We start from the raw sequence: 24,284 nt of genomic DNA on the forward strand, positions 1-24,284 counted from the left end.
ATGAAATTTTTTTCGCTATTTTCTTCATTTGATCCTGAAGAGCAACGTGGCGATATTACGCATCGGTTACGTTCACCCATGCCGATGCGGTTTGTTATTCCTAATATTATCACTATTTTAGCAATTTGTGCTGGGGTAAGTGGTATTCGTTTGGCTTTTGAACATCACTATGAGTTAGCTATTTTGATGGTGTTTTTGGCAGCAGTTTTAGATGGAGCTGATGGTCGTGTTGCGCGTTTGATGGATGGTAGTTCATCTTTTGGAGCACAGATGGATTCACTTGCTGATGTTATTAATTTTGGTGTTGCTCCTGCTCTTGTTGTTTATTCTTTTATTCTTGCTCAGGTTCATCAAGTAGGCTGGGTTGCAGCGCTTGTGTATTGCGTTGCTTGTTGTTTGCGGTTAGCTCGTTTTAATGTCATGTTAGATAGTACTGATATGCCAAAATGGCGGAGGAATTATTTTGTTGGTGTTCCTGCACCGGGTGGGGCATTATTGCTTTTGTTACCTGTTTATTTAGGGGCTCTTGGTTTGATACCCAATAGGGGGTGGGCTTTATTTTTTAGCTTATATACTGTGATTGTCGCTTTTCTTTTAGTAAGCCGCTTACCGGTATGGAATGCAAAAGAAATTGGTCAAAAGTTAAGGCGTGATATTGTTATACCGTGTATGCTGATTATTGTTATTTATGTTGGTTTTCTTGCAACTTACACATGGTGTACTTTATTGATAACAGCTGTTGGCTATATGATTTTTCTACCTTGTAGTGTTTTAGCATATAGTAAACGCGCTGCTTTAGAAGCAAAGAAAATAACTGCTCAAACTGACCAAGAGTCGTAAGATTTTATCTGATTTTAAGAAGTAGAGTAAAATTATAGAAGTTTAGTTCGGTATATAAACTGTTATCAATGAGGTGTATGATAGTTTATGAACTGGTTTTTACGAACATCAAAAAGCCTACCTGTTTCTTTTAAATCAGGTGAAAATAAATGGACTATTTTTGCAGCGACTTCTTGGGGAGGTGGTAAGGTCTGAGGATTTTCATCAGGCATAGCTTGTGCTCGCATTGCAGTGCGTGTTGCACCTGGGTTAACGCAATTAACTTTGATTGGCGTTTCCTTAAGTTCTTCTGCCCAGCAACGAGCAATAATTTCTAAAGCAGCTTTGGAGGCTGCATAAGGTCCCCAAAAAGCGCGTGCACAGTGAGCAACGCTTGATGATAAGAAAATAGCGCGTCCGGCGTCAGATTTGCGTAATAAAGGTTCAACTGCTTTCATTAAACGCCATTGATTAATGAGATTCACCTGAAACACTTCTTCAAATACCGTATTTTCAATATCGGTTATTGGTGAAAGAATTCCTAAAATTCCTGCATTTACAACCATAATATCAAGTTTTTTCCAACATTCAGCAATTGAAATACTTAAAGTATCAATGGCTTTTGTGTTATGTAAGTCAAGTGGCACCAGCGTTGTGGAGGAACCTTTCTCTTGGATTTGGGTATCAAGCATGGTTAAATCATTAATTGTTCGTGCAAGGGCTATAATGTGAGCACCCCGTGCTGCTAGCTCTAATGCTAAATGATACCCAATTCCTCTAGAAGCACCTGTGACTAGTGCGACACGTCCAGAAAGGTTAAAATCAGATTTCTTCATTATTAATTTCTTGTTTTCAGGACAGATAATTTATGAATTTTTGGAATACTTTTTTGATCAGTAAGATGTGTGGGATAGTGGCCGGTGAAATAATGGTCAGTAAATTGAGGGGCAGAATTATTTCGTTTTTCTCCTATAACAGCGAGGTAAAGGCCATCAATTGAGAGAAATTCTAATGAATCAGCTCCAATGAAATTACACATAGATTTTAAGTCTGGATATTTATTAGCTAAAAGATCTTCAATTTTAGGTGTATCGATTCCATAAAAATCAGGATAAAAAATCATTGGGCTGGAAATGCGCATATGAACTTCTTTTGCTCCTGCATCACGGAGCATGCGTACAATTTTAGTAGATGTTGTTCCACGCACAATAGAATCATCCACTAAAATGACACGCTTTCCTTCAATAATAGGGCGATTGGCAGAATGTTTTAATTTCACGCCAAAAGCACGAATTTGTTGAGTTGGTTCTATAAAAGTGCGACCAACATAATGATTGCGAATAATGCCGAGTTCAAAGGGAATACCAATTTTTTGTGCGTAGCCAATTGCAGCAGGTGTTCCTCCATCAGGAACGGGGACAACAATATCACCCTCACATGGTGCTTCTTGTGCTAATTGGATGCCCATATTTTTACGAACTGTGTAAACACTACGCTCTCCAACGATTGAGTCAGGTCGGGCAAAATAAACATATTCAAAAAGGCAAAGTTTTTCTGGTTTTTCTATTTGTGGTTTAATAATTTTTGTAGTGATTTCACCATTGTCTTGTATTTCACATATGATGATTTCACCATTTTTGACATCACGAATATATTTTGCTCCAATGATATCAAGTGCACAGGTCTCTGAACAAAAGATTGGTTTACCATCAAGTTCACCTAGAACGAGTGGTCTAATACCTATTGGGTCCCGTGCAGCAATAAGCTTGGTGCGTGTTAGCGCCAACATGGCATATCCACCTTCCACTTGGCGAATGGCATCAACAAAACGATCAGATGATGACTCATAGCGTGAGCGGGCAATAAGGTGGAGAAAGACTTCAGAATCTGAAGTGGATTGACAGATAGCACCAGAGGCAATTAATTTATGGCGTAGTGTAAGACCATTTGTTAAATTACCATTATGCGCAATAGCAATACCTCCAACTTTTAATTCAGCAAATAGAGGCTGTACATTGCGTAGTGCTATTTCTCCTGTTGTTGAATAACGAGTATGTCCAATCGCACGATCTCCGGGCAAACGGGCAAGTGTTGCAGGATTTGTGTAGTGATCTCCAACAAGACCTAGGTGTTTTTCTTGATGAAACATCTTGTTATGATAAGAAACAATTCCAGCAGCTTCTTGTCCACGATGTTGTAGTGCGTGGAGTCCAAGAGCTGTTAGTGTTGCTGCATCTTTGTGTCCAAGAATACCAAACACTCCACATTCTTCATGGAGGGTATCGTCATCAAATAAGTGTTCCTGATAAGGAATATTAATTTTTGTCATCATATTACTTTCAGTAATGATGTTAAATGATTAATATCACACACACTACACTACATATTATTTAAGATTAGTTCTCAATAAAAACTATAATTCATTCTGTAGAGATATGTTTTGGTTAGTATTTTTAAAATCTTTCGGACAAGTCATCTTTGTCAAAGAGCTTTTCTAGTTTTTCGAGGACATAATCGGGATTTTTAGGCAACAATTCCCAAATCTGTTGGCTTAATGAATCCAAAATAGGCTTTGTTTTTGCATCTTTCAGCCAATCAGATTGTTGTTCGGGTTTAATAAGTGCGTTAATTAATAAAATACCAATAACTGCGATTAATAAGCCGCGAAATGCTCCAAAGATAAAACCAATGGTGCGATCAAGTTTGCCGATTCGACTATCAATGATAAAGTCAGAAATTTTCATTGTAATGATAGAAACAATAATCAAAGTAATAATGAAAATCGTAACTAATGTAGCTATTAATGCAACTGTTTCGTTAGAGAGATATTGTTCAGCAAAAGGCAATACAGGTTTAAATAGAAACAGTGTAATAACGGCTGAAATTACCCAAGAAAGCAATGATAAAACTTCGCGCGAAAAACCTCGGAGCATGGCTAAAAAAGAAGAAAACATAATGATTGTAACGACAATACCATCAAGAACTGTTACACTCATTTATTTGCTCCTTATATAGGTTGTATAAAATTACGTTCTATTTTAATTAGTATAAAAGTGCGCAGAAAAACATTTTCTGTTATGTCAGTTTTTATTTTATAGCAAGGCTCTTTTGTACTTAATAAAGGCTGATTCTTGATTCTATATTATTATTTGTATGACAATCATTTTTTACTTGCAACAATAGTGGCAACAAATTCAGAAAGGTCGGAAAATGTTTTTTGTTGAAAGTTTATTGACTTTATAGTTTCAGTTGTTGTTGCAGGCTGAACAGCACCTTGAAAGCCAAGTTTTTGAGCTTCTTTAACGCGTTGTCCTGAGTAGGTAACGGCGCGGATTGTTCCTGAGAGGCTAACTTCACCAAAATATACATAATGAGTTGGAAGAGGAATATTTACAAGGGAAGATACCAAAGCTGCTGCAACGGCTAAGTCAGCTGCGGGTTCTGATATTCTATAGCCACCTGCAACATTAAGATAGACATCATGTTGTCCAAAGCGAACACTGCAGTGAGCTTCTAATACGGCAAGAATCATTGAAAGACGATTTCCATCCCATCCTAAAACAGCACGTCGTGGTGTACCAAGCGAAGAAGGAGCAACAAGAGCTTGGATTTCTACTAATATAGGGCGTGTTCCTTCCATTCCTGCAAAAACAGCAGCTCCTGGAGCTTTTTCATTACGTTCACCTAAAAATAGTTCGGATGGATTGGTAACTTCTTTTAGTCCTTTGTCGGACATTTCAAAAACACCAATTTCATCAGTTGGTCCGAAGCGATTTTTCACAGTTCTAAGAATTCGATAATGATGACTATTCTCGCCTTCAAAATAAAGAACACCATCAACCATGTGTTCAACAACACGAGGGCCAGCAATTTGCCCATCTTTTGTAACATGTCCAACAAGAACAACAGCCGCTCCTGTTTTTTTAGCAAAGCGGATAATCGCTTGAGCGCTAATGCGTACTTGTGTCACACTTCCAGGAGCTGAATCAGCTACATCTGACCATAGGGTTTGAATTGAATCAATAATGACCAGATCAAGTTTTTTATGTGCACTTAAAGTTGTTAAAATATCTTCAACATTAGTTTCTGCGGCAAGTTTAACTGTTGTATCATCTGCACCAAGCCTGTGCGCCCGTAAACGGATTTGTGCAACAGCTTCTTCACCTGAAACATAAATGATATTATACCCTTTTCGCGATAATGCAGCTGCTGTTTGTGTAAGCAATGTTGATTTGCCGATACCTGGATCTCCACCAACAAGTAACGCTGATCCGCGAACAAAACCACCACCGGTCACACGATCAAGTTCAGAAATACCAGAGTGAATACGTGGAGCATCCTCAAGATTTCCAGAAAGAGAAGTCAGTGTTATGATACGCCCTTGACGAATATTTTGTGTTGGGCCGCTACCAATGCCACTGTTTGTACCTTCTTCGACAAGGGAATTCCATTCACCACAAGAATCACATTTGCCAGCCCAGCGTGAGTAGACGGTATTACAATTTTGACAGATAAATTGAGTGCGATTGCGTGCCATAGTGGTTTAATTACGTTGTTCTGGAAGATAATCACTTTCTGCCAAGTCGCTAAAACGTGTAAATTCTGACTGAAAAGCAAGATGAGCTGTTCCTGTTGGTCCGTGTCGTTGTTTTGCTATAAGAATATCAGCTATTCCGAAAACTTTTTCCATTTCAGCTTGCCATTTTAAATATTCGGGAGTTCCTTCTTTAGGTTCTTCGTTTTTGAGATAATATTCTTCACGATATACAAAAAGAACAACATCAGCATCTTGTTCAATCGAGCCAGATTCACGTAGATCTGATAGTTGTGGGCGTTTATCGGTTCGGTTTTCGACTTGACGTGAAAGTTGTGAAAGGGCAATAATAGGAACATTAAGCTCTTTAGCTAAGGCTTTGAGCCCTGTAGTAATTTCTGTAATTTCTTGAACGCGATTTTCAGAGGAACGTTTTGAATTGCTTGTCATTAACTGTATATAATCAATAATCAATACATCTAAACCATGTTGTCGCTTCAGGCGACGTGCGCGCGCAGCCAATTGAGGAAGCGATATACCACCAGTTTGATCGATGTAGAGTGGCGCTTTTTGTAGGCGACGCGTTGCATTTACTAGTTTTTCAAATTGTTCTTCTGAAATATTACCACGCCGAATTTCAGAAGAAGATATTTCTGTTTGTTCAGAAATAATACGTGTTGCAAGTTGTTCTGATGACATTTCAAGCGAGAAAAATCCGACAATACCTCCTTCATTTTCTTGTGATGAATTATTCATTTTAGCGTCATGATTGTAAGCGTCAGCGATATTAAAGGCTATATTGGTTGCAAGAGAGGTTTTACCCATACCGGGGCGCCCAGCTAGGATAATCAAATCAGAGGGCTGCAATCCTCCCATTTTTTCATCGAGTTTTTTCAGATGGGTAGCTATACCTGATAGGTGCGAAGACCGTTTTTTGGCAGCAGATGCCATATTAATGGCTTTTTGGATAGCGTCATTAAAACTTTCAAATCCACCACCATATTTTCCCGTCTCTGCCAATTGAAATAAATTACGTTCGACAATCTCAATTTGTTGGGTTGGTGTAAGTTCAATGGGAGCATCAAAAGCTGTATTTACAATTTGATTGCCAATATCAATCAAAGATCGCCGGATAAAAAGATCATAAATTACGCGTCCATAATCTTCAGCATTAATGATGGTAACTGCTTCTTTGGCTAAACGGATAACGTAATTAAATACAGTGATATCTCCAATTTTCTCTTCAGCTGGAATAAAAGGTTTAATGGTAACAGGATTTGCAAGTTTTCCTTTTTTTATAATTTGTGATAAAATATCAAAAATTTTTTGATGCAATGTTTCGAAAAAATGTTCTGGTTTTAAAAAATCTGAAACACGATCAAGTGCATCATTGTTAATGAGAATAGCACCAAGGAGTGCTTGTTCGGCTTCAATATTATATGGTAGTTGCCGGAAAGACGAAGTCTCTTCTTTATGTAAAGGACTGAAATTAAGGATGCTTGTTTCTTCCATTAAATTTTTTTCCTAAGATTTTAAGTTTAGTTATCTTAGACAACGGATTGAATGCTGTACATTAAAAGAGCAAAATTGCAAATTTTCACTTTCAATTAAAATCACATTTTTAATTTTTAATGATACTTTTTTCAACAAATCAATCGCTTATAACGTGTAATTTATATTGTTGTATTTTATATTTTATAATTACAATTGTTTTTGGCAAAATATCAGAAGCTATTTTATATAATATAGTTATGGGTGTGGAGGGTATAATTTGTATACAAACTATTTGAATTTGAAAAAACACAATTTTCTATCAGAGAAAAAGAATATTTTCAGAGATTATGAAAAGGTATTCCATAAAATTCAAATGGATGCTCTAAAGGAATTTTTATTTCTCCCAGAATTCTAAAAAATACAAAGTTATATTTTTAATATTTTAACTATAATACAATCTCAAAATTATTATTAGCTGAAAATAAAGTTACTTTTCTCATAATAGGAATAACTTCAGATAAAGTAGGGATATAATCATTTTCCCTTTAATATAGGTTTTTCTAATTGGGGTATGATATTTTAGATCATTGTAAATACCCTGCTTAAAAACAGGGTATTTTGTAAGATAGCAATATACTAAATAGTAAAAATAAGAACAGAAAATCAACCAGATAGGAAAGATATCTATTAAGCTTTTTCATTCACGCTTTTTTCATCATTGTCATCAATTTCTTCTGTTAATGGCTGTTCTTGAATACCATATGTTGCTTCAATTGAGGTGAGATTTTCACCTTCTGCTTGACGCTGTGCTTCATTAGCCGAACGTGCAATATTAATTGTTACAGAAATTTGAACTTCAGGGTGTAGACTAATTGTGATGGTATGAAGACCGATTGTTTTTATTGGGTGATTAAGCTCAATCTGATTACGTCCAACAGAAAAGCCTTCTTCCGTTATAATTTCTGAAATATCACGTGTTGATACAGAACCGTAAAGTTGACCTGTTTCACCAGCAGAACGGACAACAATAAATGATTGACCATCAAGTTTTTCAGCCACTTTTTGAGCTTCATTTTTACGCTCAAGATTACGGGCTTCAAGCTGTACGCGTTGTGTTTCAAAATATTTTTTATTAGTTTCATTAGCTCGTAAAGCTTTACCTTGAGGCAACAAAAAATTACGTGCGTAACCATTTTTAACTGAAACAATATCACCGATTTGACCAAGATGAGGAATGCGTTCAAGTAAAATAATATCCATAGTTTATTCCTTTCGAATAAATAAATTAATGAAGTTTTTTGTATGATTGGAAGTTGTGTTGAATAGTTGCCCAAATGCCCATTAGCATGGTCATAAAAGCAATAGGTGGGGCAAAAACAACTGTTAAAGCAGCTATATAAACGAGCGATAATATAATTATCCGTCCACTTATCCTTTTTGTAATATGATGGAGATACGCTAAGCCACTGATTGATATAACAACAGTATATGCAGTGGTGAAAACGCGTGTACCTAAATTAAGAATAGGACCGAGTTCAAGCATTGATGCTATGCAAACGATGATAAAAATAATGAGTCCAGCAAGTGGGAGGCGAAAAGTTTGTCTCCAGTCATCACGAGGTCTTGTCAACAATTTCATATGTCGCGCTGTTGTCATTGAAAAATAAAGATTACCAATGAGAAAAATCAAACTGTAGGTAGTAAGTGCAATAGCTGTTAAGGTAGCTGCATGTGTTGTTAAAAGTTCGCTAAATGCAAGAATATCAGCTTCATTTATAGACTGCGATTGACGCATAACTTGTACTATGTTTGCAGTAATTTCTTGTGCAGCGATAGGAGTTATTGGGTGCATTTGCACATAGGTTCCAACGAGGGTTAGTGTAAGAGCAATAAAATTAGTTAAAAAGAAAATAACTGATGGTAATGGATACCATATAAGCGCATTTTCTTCTTGCACTAGTCGTGCAAGTCCGAAGAGCCAAGAAGTGTAGACGGCAGGAAGAAAAAATAGCAACATAAAACCAAAACCAATATAAATATTATTAGTGATGGTGAGAACAAAAGTGGCACTTATCAAAGCAATAAGACTGGGTAATGTTCCAAAGCCGAAGGCCACAACAAAGATTGGAAGTGAAATAAAGCAACCAAGAAGAAGAGAAAAATAAGGCGCAATATTGGCAACACTAATGATTGCCATTCCTATAACAGCAGCAAATAGTCCCGCTAAAATACCAATCATTATTTTGTAAAAATGAAAATGTTCCATTTATCGCTGTCCTGCCTTTTGCAGTTAGAGGCAATGCCCCAACTTTGGGTGTTTTATACGTTTATGTACTTGTATATGAGTAATATGTGTTTCTAACATACCAATAAAAACAGTTAAGAAATATTCTGATTCTATTTTGTATATGTAATAGTCTATTTAATAACATATGGAAGCAACCCGAGAAAACGAGCACGTTTGATAGCATTAGCTAATTCGCGCTGTTTTTTCTGGCTAACGGCTGTAATACGTGAAGGAACGATTTTGCCACGCTCTGAAATGTAACGTTGTAGTAGCTTAATGTCTTTATAGTCAATCTTTGGAGCATTTGCACCTGAAAACGGACACGTTTTACGACGACGATGAAAAGGACGACGTACAGGGGTTTGATTAATTTCAATCATTATTCCATTCCTTCCGTGGTGTCTTCACGTTGGTGACGTGTAAGGCGAGACCGCTCTTCATCTTTGTTAAAGGAGTCTTCATGATTAGATCGTGAAAGCATAGCAGACTGTTCTTTTTCATGCTTTTCTACGCGGATTGTCATATAACGCAAAACATCTTCATTAATACGCATTTGGCGTTCAATTTCAGCAATTGCTGCAGCTGGAGCGTCAATATTAAGCAATACATAATGAGCTTTGCGATTTTTGCGAATACGGTAAGCAAGAGCACAAAGACCCCAATTTTCAACACGCCCGATTGTTCCTCCGTGCGCTTCAATAACATTTTTATAAGTTTCTAAAAGTTCATCAATTTGTTGTGGTGTGATACCCTGTCGGGCAAGAAACACGTGTTCATAAAGAGCCATTAATTCTGCCTTTCTTCAATTAAACTTCACCAGTTTTGGCGCAAAGCCTCTGCGACTTGCCTTTTCAGGAAACCTAAAAAGAAGAAAGGACGCATTTACAATTCGAGACATTCGAGAGTGGAGATACGGGAGGTCGGAATTATTACATTTCCTACTGGTATTTTCCAGCCCTCCGTTCAACCTCCAGCCAAAATGCTGGTAATGAGCAGCTGATATTTACAGCTTATCTCAAAAAATAGCAAGTTGATGATTACAAAAAATGTGACTTAATTAAGTTTTGATATATTTTATATATCTGTTGCTTTTAAATATATAAAATAACAGCCTGTGGGTTGTGAGAATGAAAGAGGTAAAAATGGTTTTTTTAAACCAGATTGATGTAGCGCTTTTTGAGATTCTTTCTGGCAATCATCAAATGGGGATGGTGTTGGTTTGGATTAGTATTATTTGCGCAAAGTTTTTAATTTATGTGATTCCTATACATCTTTGTGTGCTGTGGTTTTGCAATGGATATGTAGAACGGCGTGTAGCGCTAAGTATTTGTGTTAGCATTTGTGCTGCTCTTCTTTTTAGTTATTTTATTTCTCTTATTTATTTTCGTCCACGTCCGTTTGTTGCAGGTTTAACACAGTCATTGATTGAACATCGAGCAACAGCTTCTTTTCCTAGCCATCATGCTCTAGTTATTGCGTCTTACACTACCTGTCTTTATTTATATAGATATAAATTTATCTCTAGGTTTGCATTAATACTTTTGTTTTTGATTTGTTGGGGGCGTATTTTTACTGGCGTACACTATCCTTTTGATGTTTTGGGTGGCGCAGTTTTAGGAAGTCTAATAAGTTGGGGCGTTATTAGATTAATTGCACCATATTTTCCTGAGTTTTTGTATCAAATTCCACCCTTGAAATATAATTTTAAGGCAAATATCTGTCCTAAATAGGTTGCTTTGTTTTGATTTATGCTTATTTGTTGGGGCAATAAACAAATATTAATGCTCGATTGAGGAGTTAATTGATGGTAGCGGCATTTACTTTTCCAGGGCAGGGAAGCCAAGTTGTCGGTATGGGTAAAGTGCTTGCAGAGCAATTTGTTGAAGCACGTATGGTCTTTGAGGAAGTTGATGATGCTTTAGGTGAAAAATTATCACATATTATTTTCGAAGGACCTGCAGATGTTCTTGCATTAACAATGAATGCACAGCCAGCGTTGATGGCTGTATCGCTAGCAATTGTTCGTGTGATGGAAAAATTAGGGTTAGATATAGAATCAAAGGTAAAATTTGTTGCAGGGCATTCTTTAGGGGAATATTCAGCGCTTTGTTCGGTTCGTACATTGAGTTTGACTGATACAGCAAGGCTTTTACGAATTCGTGGAAATGCTATGCAAAAGGCTGTCGCTGTTGGTGAAGGTTTAATGGCAGCACTTATCGGTTTGGATGAGAAAGATGTTGAAAAAATTTGCAGCGCTATTTTAGGAGAAGGTCTATGTCAGATCGCTAATGACAATGGTGGTGGGCAAATTGTTATTTCAGGTGAAGCAAAAGCTGTTGAAGCGGCAATGAAAGCTGCTTTAGAAAAAGGCGCTAAGCGTACGATTCTTTTACCGGTTTCAGCGCCGTTCCATTCAGCTTTAATGCAACCTGCTGCTGATGTAATGAAAGAGGCACTTTTAACTGTTAACAAAGTAGCGCCTATTGTTCCGATTGTTGCAAATGTTTCTGTTGCACCAGAAAGTGATCCAGAACGCATTCTTATGCTACTTGTTAAACAAGTGACTGAGCGAGTGCGGTGGCGCGAAACGGTTGAGTGGTTTGAAACCAACGGAGTTGATACGCTTTTCGAAGTTGGTTCTGGAAAAGTGTTAACAGGTTTAGCTCGACGTATTAATAAAGATATTAAGGGGTTAACAATTGGTACGGCTGAGGAAATTGAAGAAGCATTACGGGTGCTAGGTGTTTAATTTTAGGAAGTTTGAAAAATGTTTAAATTAACAGATCGTAGAGCTCTTGTAACGGGAGCATCAGGAGATATTGGTGAGGCAATTGCACGTTTTTTTCATGCGCAAGGAGCAATTGTTGGGCTTCATGGAACACGTGAAAAAAAGCTCCAAGAAATTGCTGCAGATCTTGGTCAGAATGTTTTTGTCTTTCCTGCTAATTTTTTTGAGCGTGAAAGCATTAAACAATTGGCTGAAACGGTGGAAAAAGAGATGGGTGGTGTCGACATTCTTGTTAACAATGCAGGAATCACTAGAGATGGACTTTTTGTGCGTATGCAAGATCAACATTGGGATGATGTACTGGCTGTCAATTTGACAGCTACTTTTGCTCTGACGCGTGAATTGATACATGCTATGATGCGGCGTCGCTATGGACGTATTATTAATATAACATCTGTTGTTGGTGTTGTTGGTAATCCTGGGCAAACAAATTATTGTGCTGCGAAAGCTGGTGTGATAGGTTTCTCTAAATCATTGGCACAGGAAATTGCATCACGAAATATAACTGTTAATTGTGTTGCTCCAGGATTTATTAAGTCTGCGATGACTGATAAACTTAATGAAAAACAGAAAGAAGCAATTATGGCTACAATTCCCATGAAGCGTATGGGAATAGGTGAGGATATAGCTTCTGCAGCTGTTTATTTAGCGAGTGATGAAGCAGCGTATATTACAGGCCAGACTATCCATGTTAATGGTGGTATGGCAATGATCTAAGTATTTATTTTTCTACGTTGATTTATAAGTTTTATTATTTTAGATAATGATGAATGAAATAAAGCGATGCGTTTATTTCTTTGACGGGGTGGTTGCTCAATCTTATATCGGTATGCAAAATTAGTTCATTTTTAAGGGATATCCACAGAGTGTTCTAAAAATCATCGTTAAAATTTTGAAGCAATGCATCTATTGCTTGATTAGATGAGCCTATATCGTTAATCAAACAGGGAAACAATACAAAATTGAGGATTTCAATATGAGTAATACAGAAGAGCGCGTTAAAAAGATTATCATAGAGCATCTTGGAGTTGACGCAGATAAGGTTGTAGAGAATGCGAGCTTTATTGATGATCTAGGGGCAGATAGCCTTGATACGGTTGAGCTCGTTATGGCTTTTGAAGAAGAGTTCGGTATAGAGATCCCAGATGATGCTGCCGAAACAATTTTCACAGTTGGTGATGCTGTAAAATTTATTGATAAAGCTTCTGTGTAATTTTATGTAAAACGGCAAGAGTGGTAGAATGCTTTTGCCTTTATTCTTTACTTAAAGCCATTTGAATTTAAACATATGGTTTTGAGGGGGTGAAGGGTTTATTCAAGGTTAAAAGTATGAGACGGGTTGTTGTTACTGGTTTGGGATTAGTGTCTCCGTTAGCTGGTGATGTCGAATATAGCTGGAAGCGGCTTCTTGAAGGGAAAAGTGGTGTTCGACGTATTACAGAGTTTGATGTAACTGATTTACCGTGTCAAATTGCTGGACGTATTCCTTTGGGGGATGGAACAGACGGTACATATAATCCTGATTTGCATATGGAGCCTAGGGAACAGCGTAAAGTAGATGCATTTATTACTTATGCAATAGCTGCTGCCGATCAAGCACTTGCAGATGCTGAATGGTATCCCAAAAATGATGAAGACCAAATTCGTACAGGTGTGATGATTGGTTCTGGTGTCGGCGGTATTGAAGGCATTGTTGAAGCCGGTTATACACTTCGAGATAAAGGACCAAGGAGGGTTTCTCCTTTTTTTATTCCAGGGCGTTTGATTAATCTTGCATCTGGTTATGTTTCTATTAAATATGGTTTACGTGGTCCTAATCATTCGGTTGTAACAGCCTGTTCAACGGGGGCACATGCGATTGGTGATGCGGCTCGTTTGATTGCATTAGGTGATGCGGATGTAATGGCGGCAGGTGGCGCTGAATCTCCGATCAATCGGATATCTCTTGCTGGTTTTGCTGCGTGTAAAGCTCTTTCTACTGGCCGTAATGATGATCCTGAACGTGCATCACGTCCTTATGATGCAGATCGTGATGGTTTTGTTATGGGAGAAGGGGCTGCGATTGTTGTTTTAGAAGAGCTTGAGCATGCAAAAAAACGAGGTGCTCGTATTTATGCTGAGGTCATTGGTTATGGTTTGTCTGGTGATGCTTACCATATTACAGCTCCTTCAGAAAGTGGTGAGGGTGCTCAACGCAGTATGGTAGCTGCTCTTAAGCGTGCACAAGTGAATGTGAGCGATATTGATTACATTAATGCCCACGGTACATCAACAATGGCTGATGTTATAGAATTGGCAGCTGTTGAGCGCGTTTTGGGTAATCATGCATCGCAGGTATCAATGTCATCAACAAAATCATCTATTGGACATTTACTTGGTGCTGCTGGCGCGGCTGAGGCTATTTTTTGTATTTTAGCGATACGGGATAATATAGCGCCGGCTACCCTTAATCTTGATAATCCATCAATTGAAACAAAAATTGATCTTGTGCCACATAAACCACGTGAACGAAAAATTGATACGATTCTTTCTAATTCATTTGGTTTTGGAGGAACAAATGCGTCTTTGGTGATGCGACGCTTTGGGGAATAATAAACATTTTTTATTATTATCGCTTCTTGAGTTTTTTTCTTTATAATAAATTTAAGATGAAAAATGATAGCGTAATACTTAAAAGTTACTGAAATTAATAAATTATGTCCGATGCGAAAAACGAAATACCGCCACAGGACGTAAATGATTCTTTATTGAATCATTTGCTAAGTAATAGTGATGCGTTACCGTGTAAAAAACGGAAAAGGTCGTCTATTTCTCGTAATCCATTTGTCATTCTCGGTAATTTTTTTCTAATGTTGATGATGGTTATTATTTTGGCTATCAGCATCCCTCTTTATATTGGGAAAGGTATATTTGAAGGAAAGGGAACAGCTGAGAAAGAAGAAGTTATTTTGATCCATCCTGGAACAGGAATTCGCGAAATTGCATCATTACTTGAGCAACGTGGTCTCATTCGATCGTCTGATGTCTTTGTTTATGGGGTTGGTTATCATCAGAGTACGACACGTCTTAAAGCGGGTGAATATTTAATTCCAGTTCATGCTTCGATGAAGGATATCATGAATATTCTTGTGAAAGGAAAGTCTATTGAGCACACATTTACAGTTCCAGAAGGTTTAACGGTTCAACAGGTTTTTGATCGGTTAGCTGCTAATGAAGTGTTGGTTGGTGATCTTCCTGAGGTTTTGCCTCCAGAAGGGAGTTTGATGACTGATACCGTTCATTTCATTCGTGGTACAACGCGTGCAGAGATTATAAAGAGGTTACGTGAAGAACAAACAAAATTAATTAATGCGATATGGGAATCTCGTTCTTCCGATTTACCAATCAAAACTATTGACGAATTTGTTATATTGGCATCAATTGTGGAAAAAGAAACAGGGATTGTATCAGAAAGGCCGCAAATTGCTGCGGTATTTTATAACCGTCTTTCTAAGGGTATGCGCCTTCAATCCGATCCAACGGTAATTTATGGTATTTTTGGTGGAAAGGGCAAACCTTCAGGTCGTCCGATTTATCGTTCTGATCTTGAAAAGGAAACTCCGTATAATACTTATAAAATTGATGGGTTGCCACCAACAGCTATTGCAAATCCAAGTCGTGATTCTTTAAAAGCAGTAGCGCATGCACCAAAAAGTGATGCACTTTATTTTGTGGCTGATGGTTCAGGTGGGCATATTTTTTCTAAAACTTTAAATGAGCATAATATGAATGTCCGCAAGTGGCGTACATTAGAGAAAGTACGTTAAATCTCTTTAAAATCTAAAAATTCATGACTGAAATTTTAATATATCGTTTTAGAAAAAAGCTTTAAAAAAAGAGTGACATGATGACATTGCTAGATAGTAAATTAAGCGCTCAAACAACAAATAAACGTCGTGGTTTTCTATTTATTCTCTCTTCGCCTTCAGGCGCTGGTAAATCAACTCTTTCTCGGTTAATGCTGAAAGATGAACAACTAGAACTATCTATAAGTGTAACAACACGACAAAGACGTCCCAGTGAAGTAGATGGTATCCATTATCACTTTATTTCAAAGGAAGAATTTGAACATATGCGTGATAAAGATGAGTTTATAGAGTGGGCTGAAGTTCATGGAAATTATTATGGAACTTTACGTAAAAACGTTGAAAATGCACTGATAAATGGTCAAGATATGTTATTTGATATTGATTATCAAGGGACCGAACAACTTCAAAAAAAAATGCCAGGGGATACTGTATCGGTTTTTATCCTTCCCCCATCAATGAAAGAGCTAGTCTCCCGTTTACATCGTCGAGCAGAAGATAATCAGAATATCATTGATCTGCGGTTAAATAATGCACGAACAGAGATACAACAATGGCGTTCTTACGATTATGTTGTAATTAACGAAGATTTAAATCAGTCCTTATTGCTTATTAAATCAATTTATCTAGGAGAAACAGTGAAACGTGAGCGTTGCAGCTTTGTTGAATCTTTTGTTAATACACTTATTACTGAAAAGATTGATTGAGGCATTATTATTAAAAAAAGCTTTTATATGAGCACAAGTTTAAAGCTTTTAAATAACTAAATTTGCTAAAGACACAAATTCAGAAATAGAGAGTGTTTCAGCTCGACGTGTTCCATCAATTCCGGATTTTTCTAAAAGCATTTCGCCTCCAATAGTTTTAAGACTTTGACGAAGCATTTTTCGTTTTTGTCCAAAGGCAGCTTTTGTTACAAAGCTTAATTTTTGTGTTGAGCAGGGGAGAGGTTGTGGGCGTGGAATAATGTGGACAACGGAAGAAGTAACTTTAGGTACTGGCGTGAAAGCTTGTGCAGGAACGTCAAAAGCAATTTTTGCAATGGTACGCCAACCAATTAATACACTAAGACGGCCATAGTGGGGAGATTGAGGAGTGGCGGTAATACGTTTGGCTACTTCACGTTGAAACATCAGAGTCATGGATTTATAAAAAGGAGGCCATGGTTCAGTTAAAATCCAGTTTAATAAGAGCTGTGTTCCAATATTATATGGAAGATTTGCAATGATATGTGGCTTTTCTGAACATGTTTCAAAAATCTCTGAAAAATTTTGCTTTAGTGCATCATTACAAATAATCTTTAATTTTTGCGGATAGTGCTTTTCTATATCTAATAGCGCCTGTAGACAGCGTTCATCACGTTCTATTGCTGTTACAATGGCACCTTTTGCGAGCAAGGCACGTGTTAAACCTCCGGGGCCTGGGCCAACCTCAATAACAGGTTTTCCTGCTATATTTCCTGCTTGTTGGGCTATTTTAGATGTTAAATTAAGATCAAAAAGGAAATTTTGACCAAGAGATTTATTAGCTTGCAATCCGTATGTATTAATCACTTCGCGCAGAGGAGGGAGGTTATCTATTGGCATGTTGTAAAACTATTTTTAGCAAGTTGATTTGCAAGTGTAAGAGCAGCAATAAAACTTTCAGGAGAGGCTATTCCTTTGTTGGCAATATCAAAAGCAGTTCCGTGATCTGGAGATGTTCGAATAAAAGGCAATCCTAAGGTAATATTAACGGTGGTATCAAAATCTAAAGTTTTAACAGGAATAAGAGCTTGATCGTGATACATACAAAGAGCAACATCATACATTTGTCTTGCACGTTGATGAAACATTGTATCGGAAGGCAAAGGACCTATGATATTAAGTCCTTTTTTCTTAAGGTATTCAATTGCAGGAGAGATAATTTCAATATCTTCTTTTCCCATTGTACCATCTTCTCCAGCATGAGGGTTAAGACCGGCTATAGCTAAACGGGGCGCGGTGATAGAAAATCGCTTTCTTAAATCATTTTCAACAATTAATGCAGTTTGAGTGATTAAATTACAATTGAGACGTGAGGGAATTTCATTGAGTGGAATATGAACAGTAATAGGCACTGTTTTTAATTGTGGCCCAGATAACATCATAACTGGGTGATGATGTTTATTTGAAGCTTTATAAGAAAGATAAGCAAGAAATTCAGTATGACCTGGAAATTTAAATCCAGCGTCATAAAGGCTTTTTTTTGCAATAGGGCACGTGACTAGTGCGCACGCATGACCATCTTGAATCAATTGAACACCGCGTGTAATAGCTTCAATTATTCCAAAGATATTGTTTGATGAAGGCATTCCTAGTTGATGATTTTGCCTATTTTTTAATGGCATTATAGGGAGAGCCGTTTGGAAGTTTTTTACAAGATTATCTACAAAAACAGATTCTATATCAACATTAAGTTGCAAAAAATGAGCACGTGAGCGCATAACTTCAGGATCAGCCAAAAGAACAAAAGGTGGAATATGTCGTACATTACGCATACTCCACGCTTTTAAAACTATTTCAGGGCCAATACCAGCTGGATCACCACTACTAACGACTAGCGGAACCATGATGATTTTGAATATACGCTCTTTGTCGCAATTCTTTCAAATATTTCTCACTTAAAGCTTCAAGTTTTTGGGGAGTTCTTTTTTGACTGTCTTGAATAGAAAACATAAGTTGGGCAACACGATCGTCAGAAACTTTTTTTATTTGGCATACAGCAAGTGCTTCAATACCATTCGCAGTCTCGTGCGGCTGAGTCATTTTCCCAGCGGGTGTTGCACGAATAGTTTGTTCCCAATCTGTAGGAAGTTGGGGTTCTAAAAATTTACCTAAATTACGAACAGTAACATCTAAAATGCCTCGCACTTGCTTTTTGGTGTTATTACATCCTTGGAAACGTGCACGAAAATTATTTATTTCTTCCATACGTTTTGTGAGAAGTTCTGCACGACGATGAGCAGGAATAACAAAAATAATTTGCTGTAATGTATATTCATTTGTTGAAGGTTTTATACCGCCATTTTTTAATATTCTATGTGCGGCTTCTTGTTCAGTAAGGTGCCCATCTTCAGATTGATAACGTGCATTAACAAGGCGCCCCCACCCCATTTGTCCACGGATATATGCTTTAAAGTGCTCTTCTGTAACCTCGGTTTGATCCAACATTTCGCGAAGCTGGTCAACGGTCATATTATTTTGTTCTGCAAAATTTTCAAAAGCACTATTAACTTCATTATTGCTAACTTCAATATTAAGACGCTTTATTTCAATATCCTTAAGCATTTCATCAATAAGTTCATTTTTGGCTTGTGCAGAAAGATCACCTTGTTTTTGTTGTAATTTGAGAAAAGCTATGCGCCTTTGAATATCGTAGTTTGTAATAGCATTACCATTAACTGTGATAGCAATTGTTGTTTGCGCGAATACTGATGATATAAAAAGTGCTTTTGTATGGTTACTTATACTCAAAGCAGCGATACAAAATGCTAAAATAGAGGTACAAAATAAAACAAAAGAATTATTTTTTAATCTGTTCATATAAGTAAAGTTTCACATTGTTTATCAATTTTCATTGGCTAACTAAGATATATGTTTTCCTATATAAAGACAACAATAAGTTAAAGTATTTCTACATTGTTACTACATTCATTATAAATCTGATTTTATCTTTTGCTCAATATCTGTAATTGTACGCAATGAAAGAGAGAAATTAAAATTCTGCAAAGGTGCATTTCTTCCTGGATTAGTTATCTGTTGATAGCCGATTTTTATCTCAAAACATTCATCTTTATAATTTAGATTTATTCCTCGTTTTACAAATGTACTAGATACTAAGTCATAACTAACATTATTATATATAGACCAATACTTAGAAAATTTAATACCAGTTTGAAAAGAAATTTCTTGACGATCCTGTGTATATTCATAATTGGGTTGGTTGTGTATATACGCATATTGTAAGGATGCTCTAAAATTTGCCCATTTTTGAGATGCTTCTACTTCACCACGGCGGACTTGACCTGTCTTTTTATCAAAACGTCCACGAGATTCTAAAGAAAAACCACTATCATGGTTTGCATTAAGCATAGCAACATAGTCTGAGTGTGATGTTTCAAGACCAGAATTAGCACTTACATTGGCAAAGTTTTTTTCTGCAAAAGAATTTTTTCCTGCAAGATGAAAAGATTGTCCAATAAGACCATAAAGAGACCAATCATTGTTGAAACTTCCAGAATATCTTAAGCCTATATTTGCTCTTGTTCCGCCTTCGACACGGTCATAGCCAGAGAATTTATCGCGTTGAAATAAAGTGGTTGCATCAAATATAAAGCTTTGCGCATCTTCATTTGGTAATAATCCGGCATATTGTTCATTATTGCGTATAAAGAGTTGTGCTGTTGGTTCTAAGATATGTGTAGAGATTCCAGAAGTTACAAGGAGGGGATAACGTAATTCTAAACCTGCCGTTGCCATGCTGCGGATAGCTGGTGAGGCAATGTTAAATTTTTTCGACGAGTCATGTGTAAAATAGGCAGTATGATTTTCGTGAGTATTTGTTGTTATTGTATCAGTACGTAATGCGAGAATAGGGGTGATTATTAACCCGTTTTGTGTGTAAAAACGTTTTTTCCATTCTATTTCACCTGTTAACCTAAAACTATTTTCAGGTATATCAGAAGGCCGAGAGGTATGGAGGGGATGGTCTTGCCAATCAGTATAGTTGAAGTCAGCATGATTACGATAAATTGATTGCATATTACCATGAAAAGTGAGTTCTCCAGTGTAGATTGATTTATCTGGTGTGAAAAAATAATCAATGCGAGGTAGAACCCATGCTTGTTGAGAATAACGTTTGTTAAAGGTATTTGTAGGTATCGAATCTTGAACTGTGAAATGGTAAAAACGCGTGTCAAAATAATTTTTTGCTCCAAGGCCGTTCAAGTAAAGCTGAGAAAGTTGTACAGGATTACTATAGTTTTCAAGTTTATATGTACGGCTAAAATGCTGATCTGACTGGGCAAAAATATCCCAACCATAAGTCCAACGTGAATTAATACGGAAATCACCTTTTGTTGCCACCATATAACGGTTGTTTTTTTGTGCATCAATTATATCGTTATCGAATTTATAAGGATTGATTTGATATATATGAGCAAAACGGATGTTATAATTGCCTGTTTTTAAACGCTGACGCCATTCTCCTTCAATTAAAAGCCCTTGTTTTGTGTAGAAAGTGGGGGAAAGTGTAAAATCATAATAAGGAGAGAGGTTCCAGAAATAAGAATTCTTGATGCCAATACCAAGATGATCAGTGTAGGAAAAATGAGGAGCAAGTAAACCGCTGACGCGTTTTACATTTGGATCAGGGAGTTCAAAAACAGGAAATCGGACAACTGGTACACCAAAAATTTCAAAATGACCGTCTTCAAATCGAATTATTTTAGTGGTGTTATTCCATATGATCTTTTTTGCTTTAATTTGCCAAAGGACTTCGTTATCTGATTTGTAATAATGAGGTTCACACGCTGTATAGACAGCATTATTAAAGATTGTAACTTGACCGCCCTTGCGTTCAGCATTTTCAGCTGCAAAATGTGTGTTGTTAATAGCTTCAACGCGTAAAAAGTTTACAAATCCTTCACCAAGATCTTTGGTCATATCAATATAATCAGAATAGACTTTATTACCATCCTTTTGAACAATTTCAACATTTCCTTGCGCTATAACACGTCCTGTTTTTTGATTGTAAATGACTTTTTGGGCAATAACTTTATTGTTATCATATTCAATTTGAACATTTCCTTCAGCGGAGACAGTATCTGCATCATAGTTGTAAGTGAGTTTGTCGGCAGAGAGTAAAAAGGGGGATGTTAAGGATTGAATGTGATTTTGAGAAAAAAGATTAGAATTTTGCGCTATTGCAGCATAAGATAAGATTATTCCTAAAACAAAACTAATAGCACTTTTAAAAGCCAATGTGCTCAGTTTTGTCAAAATTATCCTCTTACTTGTTAGTAATTTCACCTAACCATCCTCTTTGTGAAGTAAAAAGGAAACTCCAAAAAACAACGCAATGACAACTGGTGTCCAGGCAGCAATAACTGGAGGAATATATCCAGCATTACCAAAAGCTTGAACGAGTACGGAAATAACATAAAGCATGAATCCAGCGATTACACCACCAAGAATTAATATTTTAGATTGTCCAAGACGTGTGAATTTTAGCGATACTGTTGCTGCGATAAAGGTCATTGCTACAAGTAATGCTGGTAATGCAATCAATGATTGCAAATACATATTGAACTTGTTTGCAGAATAACCGAATGATCGTGCAGCTGAGATTTTTCTTGGTAGTTTGTAAAATGGAATAGTTGCAGGATCGGCTAAATATTCAGTTAAAAACTCAGGCTTTAGATTTGTTTTTATCCGAAATTCAGTAAATTTTTCAGGAACATGCCCTGTTTTATAGATTGTTCCATTTGTTAATAACCAAGCGCCATTTTTTAATGTTGCTTGTTTTGCGTGGATCCAATTCTTGATTGTTGCATTATCATTATATTGCACAAAGGTTGCATCAATAAGAGAGAGACCTTGCTGTGTGATTGATCTGGCTCCAATAGTTGTTATCCCTAAATTTGTATGTTGTGTTAACCATGGGATACGATTCTTGTTGATAGATGTTTGAACATTATTACTACGCCATTCAGCAATTATTTTTTCTGCTTGAGAAGATCCCCATGCGGCAAGTGGATTTATAAAAAGAATCGAGAATAACCCAAAAAGAAAAGCTCCAAAACAAGCGGGTATGAGGAACTGCCATGCAGAAACACCAATTGAACGAGCAACAACAAGCTCAAATTTTTTGTTAAGCGATATTAGCATGGTCATTGCAGAAAATAGTGCAATGAAAGGAAAGAGTTGCTGCATAATGAAAGGAATACGCAATGCTGAAATGAGAAGTGCGCCTTTTACTGTATAATGGGGAAGAGAAGCTAATCGACCAGAATTTTCCGTAAAGTCAATTAAAAGGGCGAGAATAAAAATACTCAATATAAAATAACAAGTTATTTTGATATAACGTACAAAAAAATATCGTCCAAGCGTCCATCCAATCATGATGTTTTGTCCGAAGAATGATGAGATTTTCGATATCCAGATTTGTTCGTCATTTTTTGAAAAAGTGCTTGAATAGTATCATTAAGTTTTGCAGGCATACTAGTTTTATGGTTTGTCAGTAGCATAAAAAAGATTAATGTGCTTACTCCTATTGGTATAATATAGAGCAGAGGGATGTAAGTGAGATCATTCTTTGTTTTTTCAGCAAAAAAATATTCTATCCAATAAATCAGCAAGGAAAAAGTAATAGTAAAAATAACTGCCGATGTGCGTACTTGTCGATGTGAACGCGCATCTCCTGTTGCAGCCACTGCAATTAACGCAAAAACAATTGGGTAAAGCCACTCTGTAAGTCGACGGTGAAGCTCGGCTTTATATTGAAGCGGGTTACGCTGATAGTAGGGGTCATATGGGTCAGGATGTAATAAATAAGAAAGAGGTCTGTCTTTAGGATAAATAGTTGGTCCTCCATTATTGGGGATGAATTCACTTAAACTAAAAGTATAGGAGTTAAATTTAATAATTGAAACACTATCATTTTGATAATTAAGTCTTTCAATTTCACCGTCATTGAGGACTAAAAAATTTCCATTTTTATTACTAACAATTGTACCTTTGGTTGCGTAATAGAGAAGATCAATTTTAGCGTCACGCTGATCAGCAATAAAAAGACGTCCAATGGTTCCATCTGGGTACCGTTCGCCAATTTCTATATAAAGATTGTTTGTTAGTGCTTGAAAGCTGCCTTCACGAATAAAAAGATTAATGAAGTCCGAGTGAGTATTTGCCAGCATTTGTCGCATATTAAGGCGCGCGTGAGGAGCAACAAAATTAGCGATTGAAAAGGACGTGCATGCAGTAAGAATAGCTAAAAGAAGAATTGGTTTTAAAACAGTGTTTTTGGAAAAACCAGAGGCACTGATAATAGCTAACTCTGAATCTTGATTCATTGTTGAAAGGATAGTTGTAATCGCAATCACTAATGCAAATGGGATAATAAGGGAAATAACAGGAGGAACCAATAACGATGAAAAATATAAAACTGTTAGGAATGTTTGTCCACTTGTTGTAAGAAAATCAATTCGTGCAAGGATTTGCACTGTCAAGCTAATACCGATTGCTGCAACCATCACAGCACTAAATAAAATAAAAACACGCTTTAGGATGTATAACTCAATAATACGCATAAATTGGGTAACATCCTTAGTCTTTAATTTAAAAAAAGATACTATATAATGTGCCAAACTAAGACATAGTAGTCAAAATTAAAAAACAACCTCTTTGTACTCTTTTTTCTAATAAGTAACAGGAGATAATTAAATAATTTTAATTCATTTTACCATGTTTTTTTTAAGCGTGGTATCAAGAAAAGCTA

General features: G+C 36.6%; 23 protein-coding genes. 8 read left to right on the forward strand and 15 right to left on the reverse strand.

Annotation, left to right across the window (positions count from 1 at the left end; translation table 11 throughout):
- A complete protein-coding gene (locus BBBE_RS02335; protein ID WP_010701012.1) occupies positions 1 to 840 on the forward strand; it encodes a CDP-alcohol phosphatidyltransferase family protein in 840 nt (279 codons plus the stop codon).
- Positions 841 to 905: 65 nt separating this feature from the next.
- Here the strand turns inward: BBBE_RS02335 and BBBE_RS02340 are convergent, their stop codons facing one another.
- From BBBE_RS02340 to rpsF, 9 genes are all read right to left on the reverse strand, one after another.
- Positions 906 to 1,655, reverse strand: a complete 750-nt coding sequence (locus tag BBBE_RS02340; RefSeq protein ID WP_010701013.1) for an SDR family NAD(P)-dependent oxidoreductase — start codon at positions 1,653 to 1,655, stop codon at positions 906 to 908.
- 2 nt (positions 1,656 to 1,657) lie between these two features.
- Complete coding sequence (purF, locus tag BBBE_RS02345; RefSeq protein ID WP_010701014.1) at positions 1,658 to 3,151, reverse strand: amidophosphoribosyltransferase; 1,494 nt, start codon at positions 3,149 to 3,151, stop codon at positions 1,658 to 1,660.
- Positions 3,152 to 3,272: 121 nt separating this feature from the next.
- Complete coding sequence (locus tag BBBE_RS02350) at positions 3,273 to 3,815, reverse strand: CvpA family protein (RefSeq protein WP_010701015.1); 543 nt, start codon at positions 3,813 to 3,815, stop codon at positions 3,273 to 3,275.
- 164 nt (positions 3,816 to 3,979) lie between these two features.
- Positions 3,980 to 5,356, reverse strand: a complete 1,377-nt coding sequence (radA, locus tag BBBE_RS02355) for a DNA repair protein RadA (RefSeq protein ID WP_010701016.1) — start codon at positions 5,354 to 5,356, stop codon at positions 3,980 to 3,982.
- Between the two features lie 6 nt (positions 5,357 to 5,362).
- Positions 5,363 to 6,865 carry a replicative DNA helicase gene (locus BBBE_RS02360; RefSeq protein ID WP_010701017.1) on the reverse strand — a complete coding sequence of 501 codons (1,503 nt, stop codon included), beginning with the start codon at positions 6,863 to 6,865 and terminating at the stop codon, positions 5,363 to 5,365.
- Between the two features lie 669 nt (positions 6,866 to 7,534).
- Positions 7,535 to 8,107 (reverse strand): 50S ribosomal protein L9, encoded by a 573-nt coding sequence (gene rplI / locus BBBE_RS02365; RefSeq protein WP_010701018.1) that lies wholly within the window; start codon positions 8,105 to 8,107, stop codon positions 7,535 to 7,537.
- Positions 8,108 to 8,132: 25 nt separating this feature from the next.
- Positions 8,133 to 9,113: a hypothetical protein gene (locus tag BBBE_RS02370; protein ID WP_010701019.1), complete on the reverse strand. Its 981-nt coding sequence runs from the start codon at positions 9,111 to 9,113 to the stop codon at positions 8,133 to 8,135.
- Positions 9,114 to 9,265: 152 nt separating this feature from the next.
- The gene (rpsR, locus tag BBBE_RS02375; RefSeq protein ID WP_010701020.1) at positions 9,266 to 9,514 is read right to left on the reverse strand and encodes a 30S ribosomal protein S18; all 249 of its coding nucleotides are present in this window, start codon (positions 9,512 to 9,514) and stop codon (positions 9,266 to 9,268) included.
- Positions 9,514 to 9,921: a 30S ribosomal protein S6 gene (rpsF, locus tag BBBE_RS02380; RefSeq protein ID WP_010701021.1), complete on the reverse strand. Its 408-nt coding sequence runs from the start codon at positions 9,919 to 9,921 to the stop codon at positions 9,514 to 9,516. Before rpsF ends, rpsR begins: the two co-directional genes overlap by 1 nt.
- Before the next feature lie 355 nt (positions 9,922 to 10,276).
- On the opposite strand from rpsF, the gene BBBE_RS02385 reads away from it, so the two are divergent.
- The 7 genes from BBBE_RS02385 (at position 10,277) to gmk (ending at position 16,474) form a co-directional block, all read left to right on the forward strand.
- Positions 10,277 to 10,864 (forward strand): undecaprenyl-diphosphatase, encoded by a 588-nt coding sequence (locus BBBE_RS02385; protein WP_010701022.1) that lies wholly within the window; start codon positions 10,277 to 10,279, stop codon positions 10,862 to 10,864.
- 74 nt (positions 10,865 to 10,938) lie between these two features.
- Positions 10,939 to 11,883 carry an ACP S-malonyltransferase gene (gene fabD, locus BBBE_RS02390; RefSeq protein ID WP_010701023.1) on the forward strand — a complete coding sequence of 315 codons (945 nt, stop codon included), beginning with the start codon at positions 10,939 to 10,941 and terminating at the stop codon, positions 11,881 to 11,883.
- An 18-nt stretch (positions 11,884 to 11,901) separates the two neighbouring features.
- Entirely contained in the window at positions 11,902 to 12,639 is a 738-nt protein-coding gene (gene fabG, locus BBBE_RS02395) for a 3-oxoacyl-[acyl-carrier-protein] reductase (protein WP_010701024.1), read from the forward strand.
- A 259-nt stretch (positions 12,640 to 12,898) separates the two neighbouring features.
- Positions 12,899 to 13,135, forward strand: coding sequence for an acyl carrier protein (locus tag BBBE_RS02400; RefSeq protein WP_010701025.1), 237 nt, complete (start codon positions 12,899 to 12,901; stop codon positions 13,133 to 13,135).
- A gap of 116 nt (positions 13,136 to 13,251) precedes the next feature.
- Positions 13,252 to 14,514, forward strand: a complete 1,263-nt coding sequence (fabF, locus tag BBBE_RS02405) for a beta-ketoacyl-ACP synthase II (protein ID WP_010701026.1) — start codon at positions 13,252 to 13,254, stop codon at positions 14,512 to 14,514.
- A gap of 104 nt (positions 14,515 to 14,618) precedes the next feature.
- Positions 14,619 to 15,728 (forward strand): endolytic transglycosylase MltG, encoded by a 1,110-nt coding sequence (gene mltG / locus BBBE_RS02410; RefSeq protein WP_010701027.1) that lies wholly within the window; start codon positions 14,619 to 14,621, stop codon positions 15,726 to 15,728.
- A gap of 80 nt (positions 15,729 to 15,808) precedes the next feature.
- Positions 15,809 to 16,474, forward strand: coding sequence for a guanylate kinase (gene gmk, locus BBBE_RS02415; RefSeq protein ID WP_010701028.1), 666 nt, complete (start codon positions 15,809 to 15,811; stop codon positions 16,472 to 16,474).
- Between the two features lie 48 nt (positions 16,475 to 16,522).
- Here the strand turns inward: gmk and rsmA are convergent, their stop codons facing one another.
- The 6 genes from rsmA to lptF form a co-directional block, all read right to left on the reverse strand.
- Entirely contained in the window at positions 16,523 to 17,353 is an 831-nt protein-coding gene (gene rsmA / locus BBBE_RS02420) for a 16S rRNA (adenine(1518)-N(6)/adenine(1519)-N(6))-dimethyltransferase RsmA (protein WP_010701029.1), read from the reverse strand.
- A complete protein-coding gene (gene pdxA / locus BBBE_RS02425; RefSeq protein ID WP_010701030.1) occupies positions 17,344 to 18,357 on the reverse strand; it encodes a 4-hydroxythreonine-4-phosphate dehydrogenase PdxA in 1,014 nt (337 codons plus the stop codon). The genes rsmA and pdxA overlap by 10 nt, the downstream gene beginning before the upstream one ends.
- On the reverse strand, positions 18,338 to 19,330 hold the full coding sequence (locus tag BBBE_RS02430; RefSeq protein ID WP_010701031.1) for a peptidylprolyl isomerase: 993 nt from the start codon (positions 19,328 to 19,330) through the stop codon (positions 18,338 to 18,340). Before BBBE_RS02430 ends, pdxA begins: the two co-directional genes overlap by 20 nt.
- 111 nt (positions 19,331 to 19,441) lie before the next feature.
- Positions 19,442 to 21,817, reverse strand: a complete 2,376-nt coding sequence (locus tag BBBE_RS02435) for an LPS-assembly protein LptD (protein WP_010701032.1) — start codon at positions 21,815 to 21,817, stop codon at positions 19,442 to 19,444.
- Positions 21,818 to 22,909: an LPS export ABC transporter permease LptG gene (lptG, locus tag BBBE_RS02440; protein WP_010701033.1), complete on the reverse strand. Its 1,092-nt coding sequence runs from the start codon at positions 22,907 to 22,909 to the stop codon at positions 21,818 to 21,820.
- Complete coding sequence (gene lptF / locus BBBE_RS02445; RefSeq protein WP_010701034.1) at positions 22,906 to 24,096, reverse strand: LPS export ABC transporter permease LptF; 1,191 nt, start codon at positions 24,094 to 24,096, stop codon at positions 22,906 to 22,908. The genes lptG and lptF overlap by 4 nt, the downstream gene beginning before the upstream one ends.
- Positions 24,097 to 24,284 lie beyond the last annotated feature (188 nt).

The sequence above is a fragment of the Bartonella bovis 91-4 genome (genome assembly GCF_000384965.1).
Lineage (GTDB): Bacteria > Pseudomonadota > Alphaproteobacteria > Rhizobiales > Rhizobiaceae > Bartonella > Bartonella bovis.